The sequence below is a fragment of the Chryseobacterium amylolyticum genome (assembly GCF_051011775.1).
Taxonomy (GTDB): domain Bacteria; phylum Bacteroidota; class Bacteroidia; order Flavobacteriales; family Weeksellaceae; genus Chryseobacterium.
This window is the reverse complement of record NZ_JBPCHX010000007.1, coordinates 239934-263481: the sequence shown is the minus strand read 5'-3', so window position 1 is coordinate 263481 and position 23548 is coordinate 239934. Positions and strand designations below refer to the sequence as shown.

General features: G+C 37.8%; 25 protein-coding genes. 13 read left to right on the top strand and 12 right to left on the bottom strand.

The window, feature by feature from the left end:
• Positions 1 to 2 precede the first annotated feature (2 nt).
• Both ACR1PO_RS19755 and ACR1PO_RS19750 read right to left on the bottom strand, forming a co-directional pair.
• The gene (locus ACR1PO_RS19755; protein WP_332387119.1) at positions 3 to 437 is read right to left on the bottom strand and encodes a peptidylprolyl isomerase; all 435 of its coding nucleotides are present in this window, start codon (positions 435 to 437) and stop codon (positions 3 to 5) included.
• Positions 438 to 484: 47 nt separating this feature from the next.
• A complete protein-coding gene (locus tag ACR1PO_RS19750) occupies positions 485 to 1519 on the bottom strand; it encodes an acyl-CoA reductase (protein WP_332387120.1) in 1035 nt (344 codons plus the stop codon).
• 59 nt (positions 1520 to 1578) lie between these two features.
• Here ACR1PO_RS19750 and ACR1PO_RS19745 point away from each other — a divergent pair, with 59 nt between their 5' ends.
• From ACR1PO_RS19745 to ACR1PO_RS19710, 8 genes are all read left to right on the top strand, one after another.
• Entirely contained in the window at positions 1579 to 1929 is a 351-nt protein-coding gene (locus ACR1PO_RS19745; protein WP_002980006.1) for a 4Fe-4S binding protein, read from the top strand.
• 111 nt (positions 1930 to 2040) lie between these two features.
• Positions 2041 to 3105: a 3-phosphoserine/phosphohydroxythreonine transaminase gene (serC, locus tag ACR1PO_RS19740; protein WP_332387121.1), complete on the top strand. Its 1065-nt coding sequence runs from the start codon at positions 2041 to 2043 to the stop codon at positions 3103 to 3105.
• A 110-nt stretch (positions 3106 to 3215) separates the two neighbouring features.
• Entirely contained in the window at positions 3216 to 4181 is a 966-nt protein-coding gene (locus ACR1PO_RS19735; RefSeq protein ID WP_433987911.1) for a D-2-hydroxyacid dehydrogenase, read from the top strand.
• 2 nt (positions 4182 to 4183) lie between these two features.
• Positions 4184 to 5428, top strand: a complete 1245-nt coding sequence (locus ACR1PO_RS19730; protein ID WP_433987910.1) for a DUF1015 domain-containing protein — start codon at positions 4184 to 4186, stop codon at positions 5426 to 5428.
• A 55-nt stretch (positions 5429 to 5483) separates the two neighbouring features.
• Entirely contained in the window at positions 5484 to 6887 is a 1404-nt protein-coding gene (locus tag ACR1PO_RS19725) for a M28 family peptidase (RefSeq protein WP_433987909.1), read from the top strand.
• Between the two features lie 2 nt (positions 6888 to 6889).
• Positions 6890 to 8248, top strand: a complete 1359-nt coding sequence (locus ACR1PO_RS19720) for a M28 family peptidase (RefSeq protein ID WP_433987908.1) — start codon at positions 6890 to 6892, stop codon at positions 8246 to 8248.
• Between the two features lie 4 nt (positions 8249 to 8252).
• Positions 8253 to 9611, top strand: a complete 1359-nt coding sequence (locus tag ACR1PO_RS19715) for a M20/M25/M40 family metallo-hydrolase (RefSeq protein WP_433987907.1) — start codon at positions 8253 to 8255, stop codon at positions 9609 to 9611.
• Positions 9612 to 10421: 810 nt separating this feature from the next.
• On the top strand, positions 10422 to 10652 hold the full coding sequence (locus tag ACR1PO_RS19710) for a hypothetical protein (protein WP_332387127.1): 231 nt from the start codon (positions 10422 to 10424) through the stop codon (positions 10650 to 10652).
• 159 nt (positions 10653 to 10811) lie between these two features.
• On the opposite strand, the gene ACR1PO_RS19705 is transcribed toward ACR1PO_RS19710, so the two are convergent.
• The 5 genes from ACR1PO_RS19705 to ACR1PO_RS19685 all read right to left on the bottom strand — a co-directional run bounded on the left by ACR1PO_RS19705 (position 10812) and on the right by ACR1PO_RS19685 (position 14764).
• The gene (locus ACR1PO_RS19705) at positions 10812 to 11033 is read right to left on the bottom strand and encodes a hypothetical protein (protein WP_433987906.1); all 222 of its coding nucleotides are present in this window, start codon (positions 11031 to 11033) and stop codon (positions 10812 to 10814) included.
• 131 nt (positions 11034 to 11164) lie between these two features.
• On the bottom strand, positions 11165 to 11740 hold the full coding sequence (locus tag ACR1PO_RS19700; RefSeq protein WP_433987905.1) for a hypothetical protein: 576 nt from the start codon (positions 11738 to 11740) through the stop codon (positions 11165 to 11167).
• A gap of 152 nt (positions 11741 to 11892) precedes the next feature.
• Positions 11893 to 12930 carry a peptidylprolyl isomerase gene (locus tag ACR1PO_RS19695; protein ID WP_228370561.1) on the bottom strand — a complete coding sequence of 346 codons (1038 nt, stop codon included), beginning with the start codon at positions 12928 to 12930 and terminating at the stop codon, positions 11893 to 11895.
• Positions 12931 to 13011: 81 nt separating this feature from the next.
• On the bottom strand, positions 13012 to 13524 hold the full coding sequence (locus ACR1PO_RS19690) for an FKBP-type peptidyl-prolyl cis-trans isomerase (protein WP_332387130.1): 513 nt from the start codon (positions 13522 to 13524) through the stop codon (positions 13012 to 13014).
• A gap of 169 nt (positions 13525 to 13693) precedes the next feature.
• The gene (locus tag ACR1PO_RS19685) at positions 13694 to 14764 is read right to left on the bottom strand and encodes a branched-chain amino acid aminotransferase (protein WP_332387131.1); all 1071 of its coding nucleotides are present in this window, start codon (positions 14762 to 14764) and stop codon (positions 13694 to 13696) included.
• Between the two features lie 85 nt (positions 14765 to 14849).
• Between ACR1PO_RS19685 and mnmC2 the strand changes: the two genes are divergently transcribed.
• Positions 14850 to 15524: a tRNA (5-methylaminomethyl-2-thiouridine)(34)-methyltransferase MnmC2 gene (mnmC2, locus tag ACR1PO_RS19680; protein ID WP_433987904.1), complete on the top strand. Its 675-nt coding sequence runs from the start codon at positions 14850 to 14852 to the stop codon at positions 15522 to 15524.
• Positions 15525 to 15645: 121 nt separating this feature from the next.
• Positions 15646 to 16062: an NUDIX hydrolase gene (locus ACR1PO_RS19675; RefSeq protein WP_332387132.1), complete on the top strand. Its 417-nt coding sequence runs from the start codon at positions 15646 to 15648 to the stop codon at positions 16060 to 16062.
• A gap of 22 nt (positions 16063 to 16084) precedes the next feature.
• On the opposite strand, the gene ACR1PO_RS19670 is transcribed toward ACR1PO_RS19675, so the two are convergent.
• The gene (locus ACR1PO_RS19670) at positions 16085 to 16789 is read right to left on the bottom strand and encodes a DUF4294 domain-containing protein (protein ID WP_374464606.1); all 705 of its coding nucleotides are present in this window, start codon (positions 16787 to 16789) and stop codon (positions 16085 to 16087) included.
• Between the two features lie 51 nt (positions 16790 to 16840).
• On the opposite strand from ACR1PO_RS19670, the gene chrP reads away from it, so the two are divergent.
• Complete coding sequence (gene chrP, locus ACR1PO_RS19665) at positions 16841 to 17914, top strand: chryseobasin maturation metalloprotease ChrP (protein WP_332387133.1); 1074 nt, start codon at positions 16841 to 16843, stop codon at positions 17912 to 17914.
• A gap of 121 nt (positions 17915 to 18035) precedes the next feature.
• On the top strand, positions 18036 to 18686 hold the full coding sequence (rpe, locus tag ACR1PO_RS19660) for a ribulose-phosphate 3-epimerase (RefSeq protein WP_433987903.1): 651 nt from the start codon (positions 18036 to 18038) through the stop codon (positions 18684 to 18686).
• Between the two features lie 217 nt (positions 18687 to 18903).
• Here rpe and chrI read toward each other — a convergent pair whose 3' ends face one another.
• Genes chrI through chrA form a run of 3 tightly spaced genes read right to left on the bottom strand, consistent with a single transcriptional unit; the run spans position 18904 to position 20745 of the window.
• Complete coding sequence (gene chrI / locus ACR1PO_RS19655; RefSeq protein ID WP_433987902.1) at positions 18904 to 19389, bottom strand: chryseobasin maturation helper ChrI; 486 nt, start codon at positions 19387 to 19389, stop codon at positions 18904 to 18906.
• 36 nt (positions 19390 to 19425) lie between these two features.
• Complete coding sequence (gene chrH, locus ACR1PO_RS19650; RefSeq protein ID WP_433987901.1) at positions 19426 to 20520, bottom strand: MNIO family chryseobactin maturase; 1095 nt, start codon at positions 20518 to 20520, stop codon at positions 19426 to 19428.
• Between the two features lie 3 nt (positions 20521 to 20523).
• Complete coding sequence (chrA, locus tag ACR1PO_RS19645) at positions 20524 to 20745, bottom strand: MNIO class RiPP chryseobasin precursor ChrA (protein WP_433987900.1); 222 nt, start codon at positions 20743 to 20745, stop codon at positions 20524 to 20526.
• Between the two features lie 153 nt (positions 20746 to 20898).
• Between chrA and ACR1PO_RS19640 the strand changes: the two genes are divergently transcribed.
• Positions 20899 to 22746 (top strand): alpha-L-fucosidase, encoded by a 1848-nt coding sequence (locus tag ACR1PO_RS19640; protein ID WP_433987899.1) that lies wholly within the window; start codon positions 20899 to 20901, stop codon positions 22744 to 22746.
• A gap of 71 nt (positions 22747 to 22817) precedes the next feature.
• Here ACR1PO_RS19640 and ACR1PO_RS19635 read toward each other — a convergent pair whose 3' ends face one another.
• On the bottom strand, positions 22818 to 23234 hold the full coding sequence (locus ACR1PO_RS19635) for a nucleoside-diphosphate kinase (protein ID WP_034722935.1): 417 nt from the start codon (positions 23232 to 23234) through the stop codon (positions 22818 to 22820).
• Positions 23235 to 23548 lie beyond the last annotated feature (314 nt).

Below are 23548 nucleotides of genomic sequence, written 5' to 3'. Positions count from 1 at the left end.
TCTTATTTCGTAGGCAATACCCCAAGAATTTTTCCGTCATCCTCAAATACAGCAGTAATAACTTCCCTGGAAGATTCTCCTGCATATCTGTATTTAATACTCGGATGACTGATTCCATCCATTGTTTTATAATATCCGGCCTTTAAGACTTCAAGTTTTTTGTTGGGATCAATACCGTCTTTGACTTTCTTAAGTACATCATCCGTCACAATTTCCTTTACCTTCTCAGAAATCAGTCCATCAATAGTCTTCCGGTCTGAAGCCTGCAAAGCCACAGCGAACTTCTGGAAGTTATCATCATACAAACTGATCTTTTCTTTACTTATAGTAGCCTGTACTTCCTTTTCAGGACTGTTTCCAACCTTTGCACCGGTTACTTTCTGTGCAAAAACCAGCTGTCCGCCAACAAGAGCCAGACCCAGCAATAATTTTTTCATAGTATTCATTTTTGTTCTGGTGAAATAAGTGATGGAAGATACGAAAATCAGACCAGTTCTAAAAATTTCATTGTATCTACATTATCAGCATACGTATCAAGTCCCGGATTTTGTGCTTCACCAAACGGAATTGCATTCAGTCCCAACTCCTCTTTTGCCACCACACACTGAATATTTTCTTCATTTTCTGCAATAAAGCTTTTCACATCATCCAAAGATTCATATCTGCTGAAGTTGATTACAGAAAGCGGACTGAACAGTTTTTCATCTTCTTTCAGCATTACAAAATTGTTATCCCAGAATTTATCCTGATTCAGAAGATAAACCGCTCTGTTATAATCATAATTATTGGCATATTTATTATGATTGATAATATCCTGGAATCCCAGGAAGTTCTCAAACAGCCTGTCAATTACAAAATCCTGCGGAATAAAAATTCTCGTTACATTTCTGCATCCCAATCCGAAATACTGGAAAATATCTTTTGCCAGCAATTGCAGTTCTTCATTCGTTTCATCACCTTTCAGCACCGCAACAGAAGTCCTGTTCTTACGGATTATGCTCAAATGATTCTTAAAATAATATTCCAGATATCTTGCTGTATTGTTACTTCCTGTCGCAATAACGGCATCAAAATTTTCTAATTTTTCTACAAATTCAAAAGCTACATTCCCATTGGAAAACTCATTCCACTTTTTAAGTAAAAACGGAATCATATATTTATCTTTTGAAGACAGCTTGATAACAGGAATATGATGAGCCAGAATCACGGAAATCACATCATGAAATCCCACCAAAGGAATATTTCCCGCTAAAATAAGTCCAACTCTTTTTGAAATTTTAGAAATGGAATAATTGGCAAGCCAGTTTCTGATATTGTCTTCAGTCAGAATTTCGGCCCATTGCCGTAAAGCAAATTTCTGATTATCAACTGTAAACCACGGGTTCTCTATTTCAGATCTTTTTAACAATAATTCAATATCAGCATCATCTTCATGGTGATCCTCCGGTTTCTTCGCTAAAAACGCTTTTATATAATCGCTTAATTTAATAAGTCCTAAAACTTGATTTTCGGTATTCATAATTACTTTAAAATTGGGTAAAATTTTGTAATTTTGTGCAAATTTAAAAAAAATTAGCGATGGCTATTAAAATAACTGATGAATGCATTAACTGTGGGGCTTGCGAACCAGAATGCCCAAACAATGCAATATATGAAGGAGCTGTAGATTGGAAAGCTTCTGACGGTACGGCTCTTCAAGGTACAATTACTTTGCCGTCAGGACTTACTGTAGATGCCAATGCACCGCAGGAACCTGTAAGTGATGATGTATATTTCATTGTAACAGATAAGTGTACAGAATGTAAAGGATTCCATGAAGAACCTCAGTGTGCAGCAGTATGTCCTGTAGACTGCTGTGTGCCTGATGAGGATCATGTAGAATCTGAAGAAGCTCTGCTTAATAAAAAAGCATTCTTACACGGCGAATAAAAAATTTCCGTCTCATGATCTGTGAGGCGGTTTTTTTGTCCAAAAATCCCAATTTAACCCAGAAATAAAGCTAAAGGAATCTCAATCCGAAAGCAACCAAAAAATAAAAATATGAGCAAAAAGCACAACTTCAGCGCAGGACCATGTATTTTACCACAGGAGGTATTTGAAAAATCAGCACAGGCTATCTTGGACTTTAACGGTATCGGATTGTCTCTTCTTGAAATTTCCCACAGAAGCAAGGATTTCGTTGCGGTAATGGACGAAGCGCGTGCCATTGTAAAAAGATTGATGAATCTTGGTGATGATTATGAAGTACTTTATTTAGGAGGAGGTGCCAGCCTGCAGTTTGCAATGGTTCCTTACAACCTGATGAAAGTAGGTGGAAAAGCAGCCTACCTGGACACAGGAACATGGGCGGCGGGAGCCATCAAAGAAGCAAAAAAAGTAGGAACAGTAGACATAGTAGGTTCATCAAAAGAAGAAAACTATTCTTTTATTCCTAAAAATTATACAGTTGGGTCAGAATACGATTATTTCCATTGTACTTCCAACAATACCATTTACGGAACTCAGATGAAATCTTTTCCTGAAGTGGATACACTGATGGTTTGTGATATGAGTTCTGATATTTTCTCAAGACAGCTGGATTTTTCCAAGTTTGACCTGATCTATGCCGGTGCCCAGAAAAATATGGGGCCTGCAGGAGTTACTTTAGTGGTGGTGAAAAAAGAAATCCTTGGAAAGACAGGAAGAGAAAACATGTTTTCTATCCTGGATTATTCCCAGCACATTGCTAAAGAATCCATGTACAATACTCCACCGGTATTTCCTGTGTATGCCTCTTTGCTTACCCTTCAGTATCTTGAAAGAAACGGAGGTATTGCAGCAGCAGAACAGAGAAATGAAGCTAAAGCCAAGCTTTTATATGATGAAATCGACAATAATCCGTTATTCGAAACTTTCTGCGTAAAAGAAGACCGTTCGCTGATGAACGTTTCTTTCAGAATTACGGATGAAAGCAAGAAAGAAGAATTTGATAATGCCTGGAAAGCTGCCGGAATCAGCGGCTTAAACGGACACAGAAGTCTTGGCGGTTACAGAGCAAGTTTATACAACGCTCTGCCGATTGAAAGTGTACAGGTTCTGGTGGATGTAATGAAGTCAATAAAATAGCTTATATTAGGCGACCGAAAAAATAAAAAGATATCAGACAACAGATGTCGGATAACAGACTCAAAGTCTGATTTCTGACATCTTGTATCTAACATCTGTAAAAATAACAAATGAAAGTTTTAGCAAACGACGGAATCTCAAAAGCAGGAGAAAACGCTCTGAAAGAAGCCGGAATTGAAATTCTGGACAATAGAGTGGCCCAGGATCACGTTATTAATTTTATCAACGATAATAATGTGACTGTTCTTCTTGTGAGAAGTGCCACGAAAGTGAGGCAGGATCTGATTGATGCATGTCCGGGCCTTAAAATTATCGGAAGAGGCGGTATCGGAATGGATAATATTGATGTGGAATATGCCAGAAGCAAAGGCATTAAGGTCATCAATACGCCTACAGCATCTTCAAAATCAGTGGCGGAATTGGTTTTCGGACATTTCATTTCACTGGCAAGATTCCTTCATGAATCCAACAGACTGATGCCTCTGGAAGGAGAAACGCATTTCAATGCGATGAAAAAATCATTCAGCAATGCGCATGAGCTTTCAGGGAAAACATTAGGAGTAATCGGCTTTGGAAGTATTGGCCAGGAAGTTGTAAAAATAGGAATCGCTTTAGGAATGAAAATAACCGTTCTGACAAGAAGTCCGAAAACAGAAGTTCTTACGCTGAATTTCTTCGACGGACAGTCAGTTCACTTTGAAATCACGTCCACCAATGATATGGAAGCATTCCTTAAAGATGCCGATTTCATCAGCATCAATACGCCGAAAACGAATGAATACATTCTGGACACCGCTCAGTTTGAAAAGATGAAAGACGGAGTCTATATTGTAAATACTGCAAGAGGAGGTGTCATCAATGAAGTGGCACTGATTGATTTTATCGAATCAGGAAAAGTAGCCGGAGCGGCACTGGACGTTTTTGAAAACGAACCGAGCCCCGAATTACCTTTACTGATGAATCCTGCATTATCACTTTCCCCTCACGTAGGCGGAAATACAGTAGATGCACAGGAGAAAATCGGTATTGAACTTGCAGAACAAATTATTAAGCTACAAAAAGAAACTATAAGATAAATATGCCTGTTTTTAAACCTTTCCGTGGAATAAGACCTCATAGAGACTTTGAGAGTACTTTCCCTACCCATCCACTGGATAATTTTACCCAGGAAGAGATTGCAGAGAAAGCTCAAGTTGAAAATACTTACATCAATATGATCAAACCTTATGTTGTAAGTAAATCCAAAGATATTGACCGGAACCTGAGAAAGATCCGTTCTACATTTGAAGAACTTCTGGAAGAAAAAAAATTGGTCCAGGACAATTCAGCCTATTATCTTTATGAGCAGATCTATCCCAACAAACAGATGTTCAGAGGACTTCTGGGATTGGCAAGTATTGAAGATTTCTGGAATGGAAAAATCAAAAGACATGAAAGTACCATTCCGCAGAAAAAGGAAAAACTGGCCCATTACCTTGAAAAGGTAAATCTGCAGGCAGAACCTGTGCTTCTTACCTATCCGGCCAATTCAAAGATTGAATTGCTGATGAACCATGAGGAAAAAAATGTTCCTATCTTCAACCATGTGGATTCGCTTGGTATCAGACACAAAATATGGAGAATTGACAATCGTCTGAAGCTGCAGCAGTTTAAAGAAGTGATTGATCAGATTGATTCGTTCTACATTGCTGACGGACACCACAGAATCGGATCTACAGCATTAAATGCCAAATACCATAAAGAGAAAAACAAAAAACATAACGGTACAGAGCATTACAATTTTGTATACAGCTTTATTGTTTCCAACCAGTCTATTAAGATTCATGACTATAACAGAATTTTACACGATCTGAATGGTACTTCGCCGGAAGATTTCCTGAAGCAGCTCGAACAGTATTTCCTTATTCACGAAAAAGGAGAAACACCATACTACCCTTCTCAAAAGTTCCACATTTCGATGTATATGGACGGTAAGTTTTACTCTCTTCACGTAAAGCATGATCTTCGTTCCAAGGAAATGTCTCTGGACAATCTGGATCACCACCTTCTGGACAAGTATATTTTCAAAAATATTCTGAAAATTGAAGATCCGGACAGCTCTGAGCTTATTTCTTATGTAAAAGGAACCTCCAATATCAACGGAATCAATATTCTGAAAGAAAAAGTGGATAACGGCGAAGGCAAGGTAGGTTTCGGAATTTATCCTGTAAGTTTTAATGATATGATTAAAATTTCAGACTTAAAACTAAGCATGCCTCCGAAATGTACATTTATTGAGCCAAAATTGATTACAGCCTTAGTAATGTATGATATGAAACCTTAATAAATTCCTATTTTTTCCCTAATTTTATCAAAGGAAAAAGAAAGGTAAATAATAAATGAAAAAAATATTCATTATACTTCCACTCTTTTTGAGTGGATTTTTATTTTCTCAAAAAAAGCCACAAAAAAATCCGGCAAAAAAAGGAACGGTTGCCAAATTCAATTATCATGATGAGTTCAGAAAAATTTCGGATGAAATTATGACCAACGGTGCCGCTTATGAAAACCTGGGAGAACTTACCAAAGGAATCGGGCCGCGTTTCAGTGCCACGCCAGGATATGCAAGAGCGGTAGAATGGGCAGAAAAAAAATTTAAGGAAATCGGCATAAACATGATCTGGCGGCAGGAAGCCAAAACCCCGGTTTGGATCAGAGGAAAAGAATCGCTGCAGATAAAAGCCGGAAACGGAGACTGGAAAAATATCAGGATGCTTTCTTTTGGAAACTCTGAAGGAACAGGCGGAAAAGACCTGACAGGTGAAATTGTTTTAATTAATTCCACTTCGGAGCTTAACGCCATGTCAGTAGGCCAGTTAAAGGACAAAATAGTTTTTGTGAATGTTCCTATGGATCCGAAGATTATCAATACCAGTGATTCCTATTTACAAACGGCAAAATCAAAATTAATTTCCGCTTCTGTCATTGCCAAAACAGGCGCAAAAGCATTAATTATAAGATCGTTGACAACCGCCGGTGATGACACTCCACATGCCAAAATGATTTATTACGAACCGGATGATAAAATTAAAATTCCGGCTTTGTCTATCGGGGTAAAATCTGCGGATGAATTGGAAAAAACCCTGAAAAAACAAAAAGTTACTGCTAAAATCAATATGACCGCCCAGTCTAAAAGCGATACTACAAATCCCAATATCATTGCTGAGATTCAGGGCAAAAAAGATTCCAAAGTAATTGTTTTAGGTGCCCAGCTTGACTCCTGGGATGTTGGCGAAGGCGCCATTGATGACGGAACAGGTGTTGTCCAGTGTATTGAAGTTTTAAGGACATTGAAAGCACTTGGATACGAAAATAATCACACTATCAGGGTAGTTTTATATGCCAACAGTGAAAACGGAGGACAGGGCCGCGAAATGTATGCTGCTTATGTGAAAAAGAAAGATGAAAAACATGTATTTGCTTTAGGAACTGATGCCGGAGGATTTTCTCCACGGGGATTTTCTTTGGATATGTCACCCCAGAGAAGAAGACTGGTGTACCCGTGGAAAGAATACTTTCTTCCTTACGGGGTTTATGATTTTGACCAGACAGAGGCCATTCAGGACATTTCACCTTTGAAAAAACTTGATATTCCCCTGGCAGAGCTTGTTGTAGATACACAAAGATATTTCGATTACCATCATTCCGAACAGGATACTTTTGATAAAGTGAATAAAAGAGAACTTCTGCTCGGAGCGGTTGCCATCACACAGATGATTTTTATGGTTGATAAAAACTGGTAACAATGAAAAAGATATTAGGAACATCATTATTACTTTTTGGAATGGCCGCATATGGCCAGTACAAAGAAGACTCTATACAGTTCAAAAGAATTTCCACCGAAATTCTGAACAACGGAAAAGGATACAATGAATTAAGAGAACTTACCAAAACTATAGGAAACCGTCTCAGCGGGTCAGAAGCGTATGAAAAATCAGTTCAGTGGGCAGCACAGAAACTCCGTGATGCCGGAGCTGATAAGGTATGGCTTCAGGAAGTCATGATCCCGGTTTGGGTAAGAGGAAAAGAATCCCTGGATATTCAAACCGCCAAAGGAGAATGGAAAAGTATCAAAATGCTTTCTCTTGGAAATTCTGAAGGTACGGGAGGAAAAGATGTATCGGGAGAGATTATTATGGTAAAATCACTGGAGGAATATGATCAGCTTCCCGCTGAAAAAGTAAAGGGTAAAATTGTCTTTTTCAATTACCCTTTTAATCAGGGAAATGTACAGACTTTCATATCTTACCGCGATGCAAGTGCTTACAGACGGACCACAGCTTCTTTAACAGCTAAAAAAGGTGGCAAATTTGCCATCGTCAGATCTCTTTCTTCTGCCTTTGACGATGTTCCCCACACAGGAAACATGCGTTATGATAAAAACATTCCCAAAGTACCGGCTGTAACCATTGGAAATAGCTCGGCTGATGAACTTGAAGCGTTATTAAAGAAACATAGGGTCACTGCTAAACTCAATTCCGATTGTGGCATGAAGGGAGAAAAGCTATCCCACTCCGTTATCGGGGAAATTACAGGCAAAAAAGATCAAAGCGTTATTGTTGTGGGCGGACACCTTGACTCCTGGGATGTAGGCGAAGGTGCCCATGACGACGGAGCCGGAATTGTTCAGAGTATTGAGGTATTAAGAACCTTTAAAAAATTAGGGATACAAAATAACCACACCATCCGTGCGGTTTGCTTTGCCAACGAAGAAAACGGAACAAAAGGAGGAAAACAATATGGCAAAACAGCGAAAGAAAACAATGAAAAACATCTTTTTGCTATAGAATCGGATGCCGGAGGCTTTTCACCCAGAGGGATTTCCCTGGAAATGAACGATCCTCAGAGAAACCAGATCAAAGGCTGGGTAAATCTGTTCTTACCATATGGCGTTTATAACTTTGAAGGAAAATATTCCGGGTCGGATATCGCTCCGCTTCATGAAATGGGAGTTCCCACTGCTGAACTGGTGCCCGATCCACAGCGTTATTTTGATATTCACCATACCGAAGAAGACACTTTTGAAAAAGTCAACCGCAGAGAACTGCTGCTCGGTGCTGCAGTAATGACACAACTTATTTATATGATTGATAAAAATTGGTAAAACAATGAAAAAGATATTAGGAACTTCATTATTACTTTTTGGAATGCTTTCTTTCGGCCAGTCTAAAGAAGATTCCATTCAGTTCAGAAAAATCTCCACAGAAATCCTCAACAACGGAAAAGGATATACTGAGCTGAGAGAGCTTACAAAGAATATCGGGCATCGTTTAAGCGGGTCTGAGGCGTATGAAAAATCCGTAAAATGGGCTGAACAAAAACTCCGTGATGCCGGAGCAGATAAAGTATGGCTTCAGGAGGTGATGATCCCGGTTTGGGTAAGAGGAAAAGAATCCCTGCACATCCAGACTTCGAACGGAAAGTGGAAAAGCCTTAAAATGCTTTCCCTTGGAAACTCGGAAGGAACGGGAGGAAAAGATGTTTCAGGAGAAATTATCATGGTAAAATCTATGGAAGAATATGATCAGCTTCCCGCTGAAAAGGTGAAAGATAAAATTGTATTCTTCAACTATGCTTTCAGCCAGTCTTTCATAGAAACTTTCAAAGCATATGGTGATGCTGCCAAATACAGAACTACAGCGGCTTCTCTGACAGCCAAAAAAGGAGGTAAATTTGCTATCGTAAGATCTCTTTCTTCCGCATTTGACGATGTTCCCCACACCGGAGCAATGCGCTATGAAGACAAGGTTTCCAGAATACCGGCTGTAGCCATCGGAAGTACTACAGCAGATGAACTGGAAGCATTATTAAAAAATCAGAAAGTCACAGCAAAACTCAATTCCAACTGTGGAATGAAAGGGGAGAAACTCTCCCATTCTGTTATTGGTGAAATCACGGGTAAAAAAGATCAAAGCGTTATTGTTGTCGGCGGACACCTTGATTCCTGGGATGTAGGTGAAGGTGCTCATGATGACGGAGCCGGGATTGTACAAAGCATTGAGGTTCTAAGAACCTTTAAAAAATTAGGGATACAAAATAACCATACCATCAGGGTTGTATGTTTTGCCAATGAAGAAAACGGAGTAAAAGGCGGAATTCAGTATGGTAAGACAGTAAAAGAGAAGAATGAAAAACATCTTTTTGCCATAGAAACAGATGCCGGAGGTTTTGCACCGAGAGGAATTGCCCTGGATATGGATGATGTCAAAAGAAACCAGATCAAAAGCTGGTCAAACCTGTTTCTCCCTTACGGCGTTTATAATTTTGAAGAGCGGTTTTCAGGAACGGACCTCTACCCGCTTCACGATATGGGTATCCCCGCAGCCGAACTGATGCCGGATTCTCAGCGTTATTTTGATATTCACCATACTGTAGAAGATACTTTTGAAAAGGTGAACCGAAGAGAGCTTTTACTGGGCGCTACGGCTTTGACACAGATCATTTACATGATCGATAAAAACTGGTAAATATGAAACCGTCTGTAAGGACGGTTTTCTTTTTACATATTATAGCAGGACATACAACAACAGAAAACGTAAAATATTATGATACTACGCTTTAATTCAATAGGAACGGGCTTTAGCCCGTTCCTATTGATTCTGTTGAACTGTTTATTGGTGTTATTCGTGAAAAATATTTGTGTTATTCGTGGTTTTTGAATAGTTTATATTATGAGGATGTCGGATAGCCCAGTAATTTTAAATACATAAAAATACTTCTCTTCCGTAATATTTTCTTGACTTCAGGTTATTCAAGCTTCAAAACAGAAAATTTTTCTACGTTTAAGGAAATAACAGATGAAAACACGCTTCAATACTAATCTTATCAATCCCGTGAAACAAAGTGTTAATCGCAGAATCTGAACTTTGGCATAATATTGGCATGTAAATTCATGAGAAAAAATTAACAAAAACACTAAGGATGAGAAAAAAGGTTTTCTGTGGATTTTCAGTTTTTCCACTGATTCAAATTCATATGTAAATATGAATCCCTTTTTTTTTCTACGATGCCGTAAAAGATACGGGTCCGTGATCAACTAACCCCCATTAGTTTTTCACAGCAGTTTTGCACCCCGTATCTGACTGGTATCACAATAACCAGGAATCATTTATTGATTCAAAAAAAACAAAAATATCCCGGACTTTCAGCCCGGTATCGTAATATAAATAAATGGCAAGTCATCGTGAACCTTAGCCCAGTAAAAGAATATATTCTTTTTACCGTGATGAGTGTGCCTTTATGATATAAATTAATGTATAACCCTTAAAATGTTAGTAATGATGAGAGCGTTTTTTGAAATGATTTTTAAGAGAAATGAAGATGCTGCGAAATTACATATATGGAGCCTAATGCTGGTGTTGAGTTTTGCTGCATTTTCTGTGTTGGTATACGCCACAAAACCAAGCTTTAACAGCTTAATTATATACCTGACGGCATTTGCCGCTTATATCGGGTTTGGCCTTGTATTCATCAGTTCCCTGGCTGGAACAAGTGTGAAGAAAAGATAACAAAACATATAACTTTCAATTTATTTTTACTTGGAAAACCGCCCTGTTTTTGGGGCGGTTTTTTATTGAGTTCAAGTTGTTAAAAACATAACAAAAAAGCCACTCCTTCCGGAGCAGCTCCCGTGATAACAACAAGTGCTATCATCACATCGTAAAAATTTATTCTTTAAACATATTCTTCAGCATTTTTTCGAGGATCTTCTGGGTTTCTTCTTCAATCATTTTCCCGGATTTCTCAACCACCTTCTCCCTGAAAGGCTCACAACAGGCTTTTATTCCGAAGCCTTCATCTGTTTTAATCAGTTCCGGATGCAGATGGTGCGCTTCACACACCTCCGACTCTATTTCCTTTTTTATTTCATCGTAATTCAGATCCAACATATTTATTTTGTTTTTTATAAGTGCCGGATAAAGATAGAAGTAATAATTCCTTACTCAAATCCGTATTTTTACGGTATTTACAGGAACGAAGAAATGCTTCTTCAAGGCAGTTTACTTTTACTGCTTAACTTTTAAAATTTATCCAGAATTTTTTTCGGTAAGATTTTCACCAGTTCTTTTTTATACTCTTTTTCCAGAATAACAAATTTCCATGCCTTTTTATCTTTTGCAACAGCACAGGCTTTCATAGGAGCGTTGATGAGATAGGCCCCTTCGTTAGCTACATATTTTACATTATCTGCGCCGTATTTACCTGTTAAGGCGCTGCTCATTTTCTTTCTCATATCATCACTTAATGAACTGACATTACATTTCAGTTTCAAAAAATAATGGGTAATAGAAAAATATTCACCCGTAATAAGTTCAGGTTTTTCAATAGTTCCAAATTTTAAATCCTGTACTTCAATTTTCATGAACGGATTATTGTAAGTCATATTCAAAATCTGCGTCATCTGCTCTTTTGAAACTATCGTGAAGAATTTTGGATATATACAGCTTACCGCCTGACCGATCTGCCTGGATTGAATGCTGTTTACAAAGTAGGTAAGTGATTTTTTTATTGCTGTATCATCAGAATTCGTCTTGGTCTGCGAAAAAGCAGTAAAAGACAGCAAAATGAGCAGAAAGAAAAGTGATTTGGTTTTCATGATTGAAGGGTGTTACATTTTTGTCAGAAAAATTATTAACCTTTCCAACTGTTAAATGTGTCGTACTATTTACTCGGATCGTTACAGAATATTTGAGCAAAATAAAAAAGCCATCCTTTCGGACGGCTTTTTACAATATTTTGAAGATTCAATTATTTTACTTTTACAAGCTCAACATCGAAAACCAACCATGAGTTTGGCGGGATTACCCCTCCTGCTCCTCTTTCTCCGTAAGCCATTGCCGGCGGAATCAATAATGTTGCCGTTTCACCTTCTTTCAATAAAAGGATCCCTTCATCCCATCCTTTGATTACTCTTCCCATTCCGATTGGAATTTCGATCGGCTCATTTCTTTTGAATGAAGAATCAAACTCAGTTCCGTCTACTAATTTACCTGCATAGTGTACAGATACATTGTCACCAGCTTTTGGAGCTTTACCGTCAGCTGTTTTTGTGATTTTATAATAAAGACCGGACTCAGTTTTCTGCATACCAGCTTTCAGGCTTTCTACCAGTTTCTCCTGGTTAGCTTTGAATTCTTCTTCTTTTTTCTTTCTTTCAGCTTCTTCTTTAGCGATGAAAGCTTTATTGTTTTCTGCGATTTTAGCTTTTCCTTCGTTGAAAGTTTTAGCCGCGTCGTAGTGTTTGTACTCGTCACCTTTACTGAAAACAGAAACTTTTTCTAAAACGATATCTGTTTTAGGCTTATCCTGAGCTCCTTTTTCAACATTGGCAATAGCATCAATCACTTCAGTTCCTTTTACTACTTTTCCGAAGATCGTATGTCTTCCGTCCAGCCAAGGAGTAGCTACTTCAGTAATAAAGAACTGAGAACCGTTTGTATTGGGTCCTGAGTTCGCCATAGAAAGGATCCCTTTTCCTGTGTGCTTAAGGTCATTTCTTTCATCCTCGAATTTATATCCCGGATCTCCCATACCTGTTCCCTGAGGGTCACCTCCCTGGATCATGAAATCTTTGATTACTCTGTGGAAAATAGTTCCGTCATAGTAAGGAACTCCTTTAGCCTTAGCTTTGTTGTCGATTTTCCCTTCTGCAAGACCGATAAAGTTGGCTACAGTTACTGGTGCTTTCTTGTCTTCAAACTTCACAATCATATTCCCTTTTGTGGTTTGAAGATTGGCATAAAGTCCGTCATTAAGACCTTCGTAAGTTTCTTTGTCTACGTTCATTTTTTTATAAATTGGGGTACAACTCATCAGCGAAATACTTGCCGCTGCCAGAATTATATTCTTGTTAAACAATTTCATGTATTATAGAGCTTTTAATTTTATGATTAATGGAATGTCGTTGTCTATTTTCTTTTCGTCTCCGTAGGTTCCGTAAGCCAGAGAAGACGGTACCAAAAGCGTTACTTCCTCTCCATCACGTATAAAACGTAAAGCATTCTCCACCGCTTTCAGTTCATTAAAATGCCCGAATCTGGCATCTCTCCTCTCAAAAGGCTTGTCATAGATTTTAGTCTCGTCAAAATCATACAGATCATAGGAATAGGAAATCATGGTTTCATCTTTCCTTTTCTCTCTCTGATCATAACCTTCTACTGTTACCCAGTAATTAAGCTGCGTAGGATAATACTTCACAGACTGGCCATTGATCCAGTCCTGAATCTGGCCCCGTTCTATGGTATTCAAATTTTTCATCCTGTTTTTGGAAACATCCAGATCTTTCTGGCTTAAAACACCGCCTACAGGAGGATGGGCCGTCTGGGCATTTCTGTTGCAGCTCAACAGGCATATGGCTGATATGAAGAGTATTTTTTTCATAAACTTTTGCGAAAATACACATTTCGGGAATCAATTACAAAACTTGATTAAGAAATGTGTGCATGTAATAAAATATGAATGTGATCTTCAACTATTCATCTATTTTTATAAATACATAGATACGAAAAAGCCGGGAAAAACCCGGCTTTCATATTGTTATTTTAAGCTATTATACTGTTTCTAAAGCGTGATCTACAGTAACTCTCCATCCGAACGGATCTTCAGACAGGTTCGTTTGTAAATCTACAAGGTCTTTCTTAAGGATCGCTGCAAAACTTTCTTCATCAGATAATCTTGGAAGATCAAGTTTTTCTCCCTGATATCCTAAAGCCTGGAATTGAGTGGTTACTACTGCTGTACCTACTCCCCAAACTTCTTTAAGAGAACCGTTCTTTAAAGCTTCAATTACTGTTTTTACAGCAATAGGCTCTACTTTCACTTCGATTCCTCTTCTCTTTGCTAACTGAATAAAGCTGTCTCTCGTTACCCCGTCAAGGATTTTTTCAGAAGTCGGAGGGGTATAGATTGTATCGTTGATTCTTACAAATACGTTCATTGTACCACTTTCTTCGAAATATTCGTGAGTAGCATCATCTGTCCAGATGATCTGCTCATATCCTTCTTCTATAGCCAATTGTGTAGGATAGAAAGAAGCAGCGTAGTTCCCTGCAGCTTTTGCGGAACCTACTCCTCCGTTTGCAGCTCTTGAATAGTGGTCAGAGATTTTCACTGATACCGGTTCTGAATAATAGCTCTTCGCCGGCGTTGCAACGATAGCAAACATATATTTATCGGCAACTCTTGCTTTCAAAGCTTCTTCTGTAGCAAAAATCAAAGGTCTGATATAAAGAGACATTCCTTCCCCCTGTGGAATCCAATCTCTGTCGATATCTACTAATGCTTTTAACCCGTCTAAAAACATTTCTTCAGTCACTTCAGGCATAGCAAGACGCTTCGCTGACTTATTGATACGTTCAAAATTCTTTTCTGGCCTGAAAAGGAAAACCTGCCCGTCTTTGTCTTTATAGGCTTTCATACCTTCAAAACAAGCTTGTCCATAATTTACCCCCATCATAGCAGGCGTAAATGGAATCGGACCGTAAGGAACTAATTTTACATCACCCCATTTTCCGTTTTCGTACTCACAAATGATCATATGATCGATGAAAGTATTTCCGAATGAAAAATTGTTAGGGTCAAATGTAGAAATTCTGGAGTTTTCAGTTTTTTGAATTATCATTTTTTAAAATTTTTACGATGTTCTACAAATTTAACATAATTTTCTAAATATAAAAATTTTAGAGTAAATTTGACAAAAAAATAGCTTGAAAAGAGAAATTAAAACCACAAACGATGGCAGTAAAACACTGTTTATCAATGAATTAAACGAAAACTACCATTCGCATCACGGAGCACTACAGGAAGCCGAACACGTGTTTATCAAAAATGGACTGAATTTGATAAATGATTGCGAAATTAATATTTTAGAACTCGGTTTTGGAACAGGTTTGAATGTTTTGGTAACAATTAATGAATATTTAAAAACTGACAAAAATCATGTCATCAATTATTTTTCGCTCGAAAAATACCCCATAAATGAATCCGAAGTTAAAGATTTAGCTTACGATGAACTTTTTGATAACCCAGAGTTAAAAAATATTTATCAGAAAATTCATCTGTCAGATTGGGAAAAGCCAGTAGAAATTATTAGTGGATTCAACCTAAAAAAGATAGAATGTGATTTTTTTGACCTGAAAGACATTGATCTGCCTGAAATTAACCTTGTTTATTTTGACTGTTTTGGCGCCAGAGTACAGCCTGACCTTTGGGAAAAACCGTTATTTGAGCTGGTTTCTGACAAAATGGCCATTAACGGATTATTAACAACTTATTCTTCAAAAGGCAGCGTAAGAAGAATTCTTCAGGAATTGAATTTCCAGGTTGAAAAAAAACAGGGCCCGCCGGGGAAAAGAGAAATGATTAACGCAGTGAAACTGTAAAAAGGCAAAGGGGGCAAAAGTATCCAGAAGCTGATCTTCAAATTTACTTTTTGGCAATTTCGCCTTTTCACCTCTATAAAATTTCCTTACATTAGCTATACAAATATTATACATTATATATATGATAGATAAGATCAACATTAGAGTGTATGCGTGTGCGGTAAAAGATAAGCAGGTTTTAACCTTATTTGAAGAATATGCCGGCGAACCTTTAATGAAATTTCCCGGCGGCGGACTGGAATACGGAGAAGGTGTACTGGAATGCCTGCATCGTGAGTTTGATGAAGAACTGAATGTAAAAATAAATGTACTGGAACATTTCTACACACAGGAAAACTTTCTGGTTTCCCGCTTCCGAGAAAATGAACAGCTGCTTACCATATATTATATCGTAGAGATCATCAATGAAGAAGATTTTATTATTATGGATCCCTGCATTGAAAAAACAGAATGGATTGATATTGACAGACCGGATAACCCTTTTCCGCTTCCGATAGATAAAATCGTATTCGATAAATTAAAAGAAAAATTCCTGTAAGGTAACCTTACAGGAATGTATATTATTTCTTTACTTTAAAATCGCTTGCTCCCGGATAAGGCTGTAAATACCCTGAGTTCCAGTTGGATTGCAGCAGTGATTCTATAAATTCATCACTTCTGTTGGTATGAGGATCATAGCGCTCTTTCAGATCAATATCAGCCATTTTTCCTTTCACATTCCACCAGAAAGCACTCCATCCTCCCCTCAGCTCTTTGATAATCTCAAATACATTTTTGCCGGTAGCCCTGTTCATCAGCTTTGCAAAAACCTGTCCTTCGGTAGTAGTAAGATCTCTCAGTTGCTTTTCATATTGGTCAGCCAGTATATTCTGCCTCTCTCTTACAAACTTTCTTTTGGCTTTACTATCCATATCATTCATATCTTTCTGAATATCCCTGTACTGCTGCAATGCGGTAACAAATAACGGATATACTCTATAGAGCTTTTTATTCAGGAAGTAATAGTAATTCTTATCCAGCTGATTGTTAAATCGTGGCTTATTCACCAATACCAATTCATCTAAAACGACGACAGGCTCACCATTGATTTCATAAACCTTGATCTTCTGCTGTTCGTCATAATAATACTTATTCCCAAATTCGTCCACTTTCAGGGATTCAGGCGGGTACTGACTGAGAGGTTTTGCCACAATACCATCTTTCTGACCGAAAACACTGACTCCAAAAAAGAGAATAAAAAGGCAGATAATCTTACTAAAATTCATTATTTTTACACTTATAAGAACAAAAATTGAACGCAAAAATCATTCCTTTTTATGAAATTTGAAAAGAAATCTTTAAAATTTTTAGAAAAATACCTAAACACTTCATCACCAACAGGTTACGAACATAAAGGACAGGAAGTCTGGATGGATTACATCAGACCGTATGTAGATAAGATAGAAGTAGACCATTATGGAACCTGCTATGGAATTATCAATCCGGAAGCCGAATTTAAAGTAGTGATTGAAGCACATGCCGATGAAATCTCATGGTACGTTAATTATATTACTGAGGATGGATTAATTTATGTCATCAGGAACGGAGGCTCTGACCAGACCATCGCTCCCTCCAAAGTGGTACATATTCACGGAGAAAACGGAATTGTAAAAGGAGTATTCGGATGGCCTGCCATTCACACAAGAACAAACCAGAATGAGCCGACTCCAAAGATCGAAAATATTTTTATAGACTGTGGTGCTACTTCCAAAAAGGAAGTGGAAGAAATGGGAATCTTTGTAGGATGCATGATCACTTATCCTGATGAGTTCTTTGAAATGAACGACCGGTATTTTGTGTGCAGAGCTCTGGACAACAGAATCGGTGGTTTTATGATTGCTGAAGTGGCCAGACTTTTAAAAGAAAATAAGAAATCAATTCCTTTCGGGCTTTACATCACTAATTCCGTACAGGAAGAAGTAGGCTTATACGGAGCAGATATGATTGCAGATACTATCAAACCGAATATTGCCATTGTAACAGACGTCACCCATGATACGACAACCCCGATGATTGAAAAGAAGAAAGAAGGTGATCAGAAATGCGGTGCAGGTCCGGTAGTATTCTTCGCTCCAAGTGTTCATCACACCATCAGGGAACTGATTATTGATACTGCAAAGGCTAAAAAAATTCCTTTTCAGAGGGCTGCAGCCAGCAGGGCTACAGGAACTGATACAGATGCTTTTGCCCATTCGAACGGCGGAGTACCAAGTGCGTTAATTTCCTTACCTTTGCGCTATATGCATACTACGGTAGAAATGGTGTCTAAGGAAGATGTAGCTAATGTTATTAAACTTATCTACGAAACGGTCCTTAAGATCAAACCGGAAATGAAACTGAAATATCATTAATTGAGATTTCAGATATAAGACAACAGACACCAGACTCAAATGACTGCATATTTCTGCTCTTTAAAGATCTGAAATCTGAGATCTAATATCTTATATCTAAATAAAAAGTATAAAAGTAAAAATGAAAACGAAGCTTATTGCTCCATCCCTTTTATCTGCAGACTTCGGGAACCTGCAAAAAGACATTGAAATGCTGAATAATTCTCAGGCCGACTGGATCCACGTTGATGTAATGGACGGCAGATTTGTACCCAACATTTCATTTGGTTTTCCGGTAATGAAAACCGTTCAGCAGCATGCTAAAAAATTTGTAGATGTTCACCTGATGATCGTGGAACCTGAAAAATATGTTGATGAATTCATCAATCTTGGTGCAGACCTTGTTTCTGTACATTATGAGGCATGCACCCATCTTCACAGAACCATTCATCATATTCAGAATAAAGGAGCAAAAGCCGGTGTTGTTTTAAACCCTTCCACTCCGGTGCTAATGCTTGAAGATATTATTGCAGATGTTGATCTTGTATTATTAATGAGCGTAAACCCGGGATTTGGAGGTCAGAAATTCATCGAAAATACTTATAAAAAGATTGCTGAAACCAAAGACCTGATCTTAAGCAACAATTCTACAGCACTTATTGAAGTAGACGGAGGGGTAAATCTCGACAACGCTTCCAAATTATTTGAAGCCGGCGCCGATGTTCTTGTTGCAGGAAATGCTGTTTTCTCAGCTGAAAGCCCTGAAAGAACAATCGAACTTTTAAAGATTTAAGATTATCTTTTATCATATACAAAAGGCAGCCGTTGGCTGCCTTTTCTCTTGTTTGGAAACTTAAGTCGTCTTGGTTATAATCTTTTTTTCAACTTGTTGAAAATGTTTAAAACTGTCTTACTAACAAGACAAAGATCTGAATAAAACCACATGTACACATCCGTAGAAATACTGAATCTGATGTTTACGTATTTTTACCTGATTCCATTTATAATTTTTATACTTCCTTATTCCAGACACAGGCACAGACCACAAAAATGATTGAAATGACAGAAAAAACAGTTCTTATATTATTCAGGAAATTCCATCTGTTTTCAAAATTTTCCCGCATCTGCCTGATCGCTTTCGTAGTGGAACCTGAAATATCGAACTTATCCAGCGCATCATTCATCGGAACATTCCCGGCAACCGTCACCCCAAAAACTCCAATCAGGTAAGCCAGTGTAGCTAAAAGGAGAAAAATAAAGACAGGTTGCTGCCCACGGAATAAAAATGCAGACAATGGAAGAAGAACTACAGTACCCATAAAGCTCATAAAGAAGACAGGATTAAGGATTTCCCGGTTGATGTTCTGCATAGCTTTCAGGTATTCCGGATCAGAGAGCTTTCCCAGCCCAAGGACAACCGAACATGAATAAGCATAAAAAAGTCCTCCTATCAAAGCAGTGAGAACAGCGGTAATGATCAATACTAATGTTGTCATTTTCATATAATTTGATTTTGGTTATCAGAATAGAATTTAATAAGGATTCCATTTTTTAATGATGTTCTGAGCTGTAAGAATCATTTCAGGGTCCCAGTTTTCTGTTTTGAAATAATGAAAGTTATGATTTTTAATAACTGAGACATCAGCATTTTCAAAAAGAAGCTTAGTAAGCACCGACTGTTCTTCATATAGTATCAAATCTTCCAAAGGTTTTTCCGGAAGAGTTATTTCTTTTTTCCTCCAGTTCCTTTCTTCCCATTTCATATCGGATATCTCAATAATTGTTCTGACAGTATTAAAATCAGTCAGGAAAGAAGCTTTTTCTTCTTCTGTTTTTACAGTATGCCCCAGTCTTTCAATAATAACATATTCCAGATGTTGGCATTGCTCCATTACAGAGGGCAAAACAGAAAGAATATCCTGAGGAACGGCATCATCATGAGTATCTCTCCTCACCTGCTTTTTTCCATAAGCACTCTCCTGCCAGCTTCCTCCGGAAAGATGAATCTCTTTTACCTTATGCAAAGGATACAAATCAATAATCTCTTTCATTCCTACCCCGAAATTACAGGATTGACAATAAATATTATGGAGATCAAGAATCAGAAAGCCATTTGTATCTTCTGTAAGCCGATCAAGAAACACTCCCTGCTCCTTAACATCATCTATGGAAAAAGAAAATGCCAGATTTTCTACCCCTACGGGAATATCCACTGCTTCCTGAAGCCTGTAAAGCCTGTCTTTTCCTATTTGTAAAGTCTTTGGATGCAAAGACACCGGTAATGGTACCCCCTGATGAAAATTTTCCGTATTCATGAAACCAAAATGTTCCGTAATATGGCTGTATTTCCGGAGCCTGACTTCTTCTTTAAGCTTTTTCAGCCATTCATCCTGTCTTTCTGTCCATCTTGCATCAAACAAAGAATAATAAACACCATGACCAATCAAACGCCCATTCTCTGCATAAAAGTTTAACAGATCACGAAGCCAATCCGGTTCATACGGTTGATAAAGGGTATCAAAAGACCATTCCAGCACATCCATGGAATTATTCTGAAGCAATGGCAAAACAGCGGAAACAAAGTCTGCTTCTGCCATCATCGATACTCCCAGCATTGGCTTTCTCATCTCCTATCCCATCCCGCAGGCCGGGCAGCCATATCCATGAAGTACAAGTGTATCTTTTTTTACGGCCGGTTTAGGACTTCCCGGTTTTTTCTTTTCAACCGTATCCGAAGCAGCAGCTTTCTTTACTTTTTTGACAGGCTTTTTCGTTTTAGTTACAGGTTTGGTAGTCTGTGCAGAGACTCCTACCGCTAGCAAACTTGCCATTAATATTGCCGGAATTTTCATAATTGCTTTTTTCAGGTAAATTTTACAATAAACGTTCCATTTCTAAAATACAATAAAAAGAAACAGTTTGATAACAATTATTACTCAATATTAAAACTATTTTATCCTGTAAGGTTTTCTTTATTTATATTTAATGTTAAAATTAATCTATATATGAAAAGCAGTCTGATTAAAGCTGTTTTCCTTGGCCTGATATTATCTGCGGGTACTATTGATGCACAGGAACAAACAGCCGGCAACAGCAAAAAAATGGAATGGTTTAAAAATGCCAAGCTGGGTATCTTTATTCATTGGGGAATTTACTCCGTCAACGGAATCTCCGAATCCTGGTCATTCTTCAATAATTACATTAATCACGAAAATTATATGAAACAGCTGAATGGTTTTTCAGCTTCAAAATATCAGCCGGAACAATGGGTAAATCTCATTAAAGAATCCGGTGCAAAATATGCGGTGATAACAACAAAACATCATGACGGAGTTTCATTGTGGAATTCAAAAGCAGAAAAAGCGACAAGCATTCCTCAGAACTCATTGGCCCAAAAGGATGTTTTGAGCCCTTTTGTTACTGCACTGAAAAATTCAGGATTAAAAACAGGACTTTATTTCTCCTTACCGGATTGGAGCCATCCTTATTATGATATCAATACCCGGACAAAAAAGCGGTATGAAATCAAAAATGATCCTGCACGGTGGCAGCATTTTATCAGCTATTATCAGAGCCAGCTTAATGAACTTTCTTCTCAGTACGCTCCGGATCTTCTTTGGTTCGATGGGGACTGGGAGCATACTTCTGAGGAATGGCAGGCTTCTCAGACTTTAGATTTACTGAGGAAATACAATTCCAATATCATTATCAATTCCAGACTCAACAATCACGGAGATTATGATACTCCGGAACAAGGTGTCCCGGTAGTTCCCCCTCAGAATCCATATTGGGAACTCTGCTATACCATGAATGATTCCTGGGGATACCAACCCTTTGACAAAAGTTATAAAACCCCTAATATGATTGTCAGAACGCTGGCAGATGTAATCAGTATGGGAGGAAATCTCCTTCTTGATATCGGCCCCAGATCAGACGGCAGCATTCCGGAGGAACAGGTTGAGATTCTTAAAAACCTGGGACGATGGACCTCAAAAAATCAGCATGCCATTTACGAAACAACCCGTGGAATTCCTTTTGAAAACTACAAAGGGAAATCTTCTTTGTCGGTCTCCAAAAAATCTTTATTCCTGTATCTTGAAGAAACCAAAAACTTTACAAAGATCTATGGGCTGGCAACAAAACCTCATTCAGTAAAAATCATCGGAGAACCATCCGCTGTTGTTAAAGCGGATTATAATCCTGAAAAAACTCTGACACTGAACTTCTCCGATGTAAAATTTGACAAAGATGTCACAGTTGCAGAACTTATTTTTGACACTCCTCCTGTATTTCTGAAAGATTTTAAAAAGAAAGAACATCCTCTTGCTGAAATGCTGGAAAACAAAAATACCCGGGAAGCCGTTTATGATGTAGCCAATGCCTTATATAATGGTAATAATCTGTTCACAAATGCAGGATTAACCAATGATGGCCTTGATATGAAAATCAAAAAAACTCCTGCAACAAATCCGGAAACGCTGCAATGGATAAGCAAACATGCAGAGGCTTTATTTGAAACAGGAAAAGGGCTGCCGGAAGGTCATTTCCCGGGAATGAGTGCTTTATCAAAAGACAAACAGACACTTTATCTTTTTGTGGAAGGAATTCCAACAGGACCAATTGCACTGAAGGGAATAAAAAACAACATTGCCAGAATAAGAATCGCAGGGGAAGGCAGCATGCTTACCCATACCATTTACAATAAACTTTACTGGAGTGACAGACCGGGAATCATTTACATTGATATTCCTAAAGAGAGACTGGATAAACAGATGACGGTCATTGCAGTTTTGCTTGATAAGCCTCTTGAGCTGTACAGAGAAAATGTAGGAGCTATTGAAAATAATCTTTAAGCCTTCGCAATAGCAAAACAAAAAATCCGGAGAACATTCCCCGGATTTTTTTATTGTATAAGATGATTTTCTTAGAAAATCTCTCTTCCTGAAAAATGGAATTGAGCTTCGATTAATGCATTCTCGTCAGAATCTGAACCGTGAACAGCATTTTCTCCGATGCTTCTTGCAAACATTTTTCTGATTGTACCTTCTGCAGCTTCTGCAGGGTTAGTAGAACCGATTAATGTTCTGAAGTCTTCAACTGCATTGTCTTTTTCTAAAACTGCAGCTACGATAGGACCAGAGCTCATGAATTCTACTAATTCTCCATAAAATGGTCTCTCAGCGTGTACTTCATAGAATTTTTTTGCATCAGCAACTGTAAGCTGAGTCAATTTCAAAGCTTTGATTTTAAAACCTCCTTCAGCAATCTTACCCAATATAGCACCGATATGTCCGTCAGCAACAGCATCAGGCTTAATCATAGTGAATGTAATGTTAGACATAAATGTATATTTTTTTAATGGCGCAAAATTACAAAAAATATCTTTGATTTTTATTTTAATTTTTTTTAACATAAAAATAACTTTTATTAAGAAATTACAAAGTAAACTTTGGCACAGTAATTGTTTATTCTATTGCGATTCTCATGTTTAATTTGAGTTTTCATGGTTATTAGTTTTTACCCAGCTTCGGCTGGGTTTTTTATTTCAAAAAAAATACCACATTTTTTTACTAATTCCATAATTTTCAACCACATAAAAAGTCATATAAAATAATTTTATCATTTTTTTTGCTATTATTGCAATAGCCAAAATTA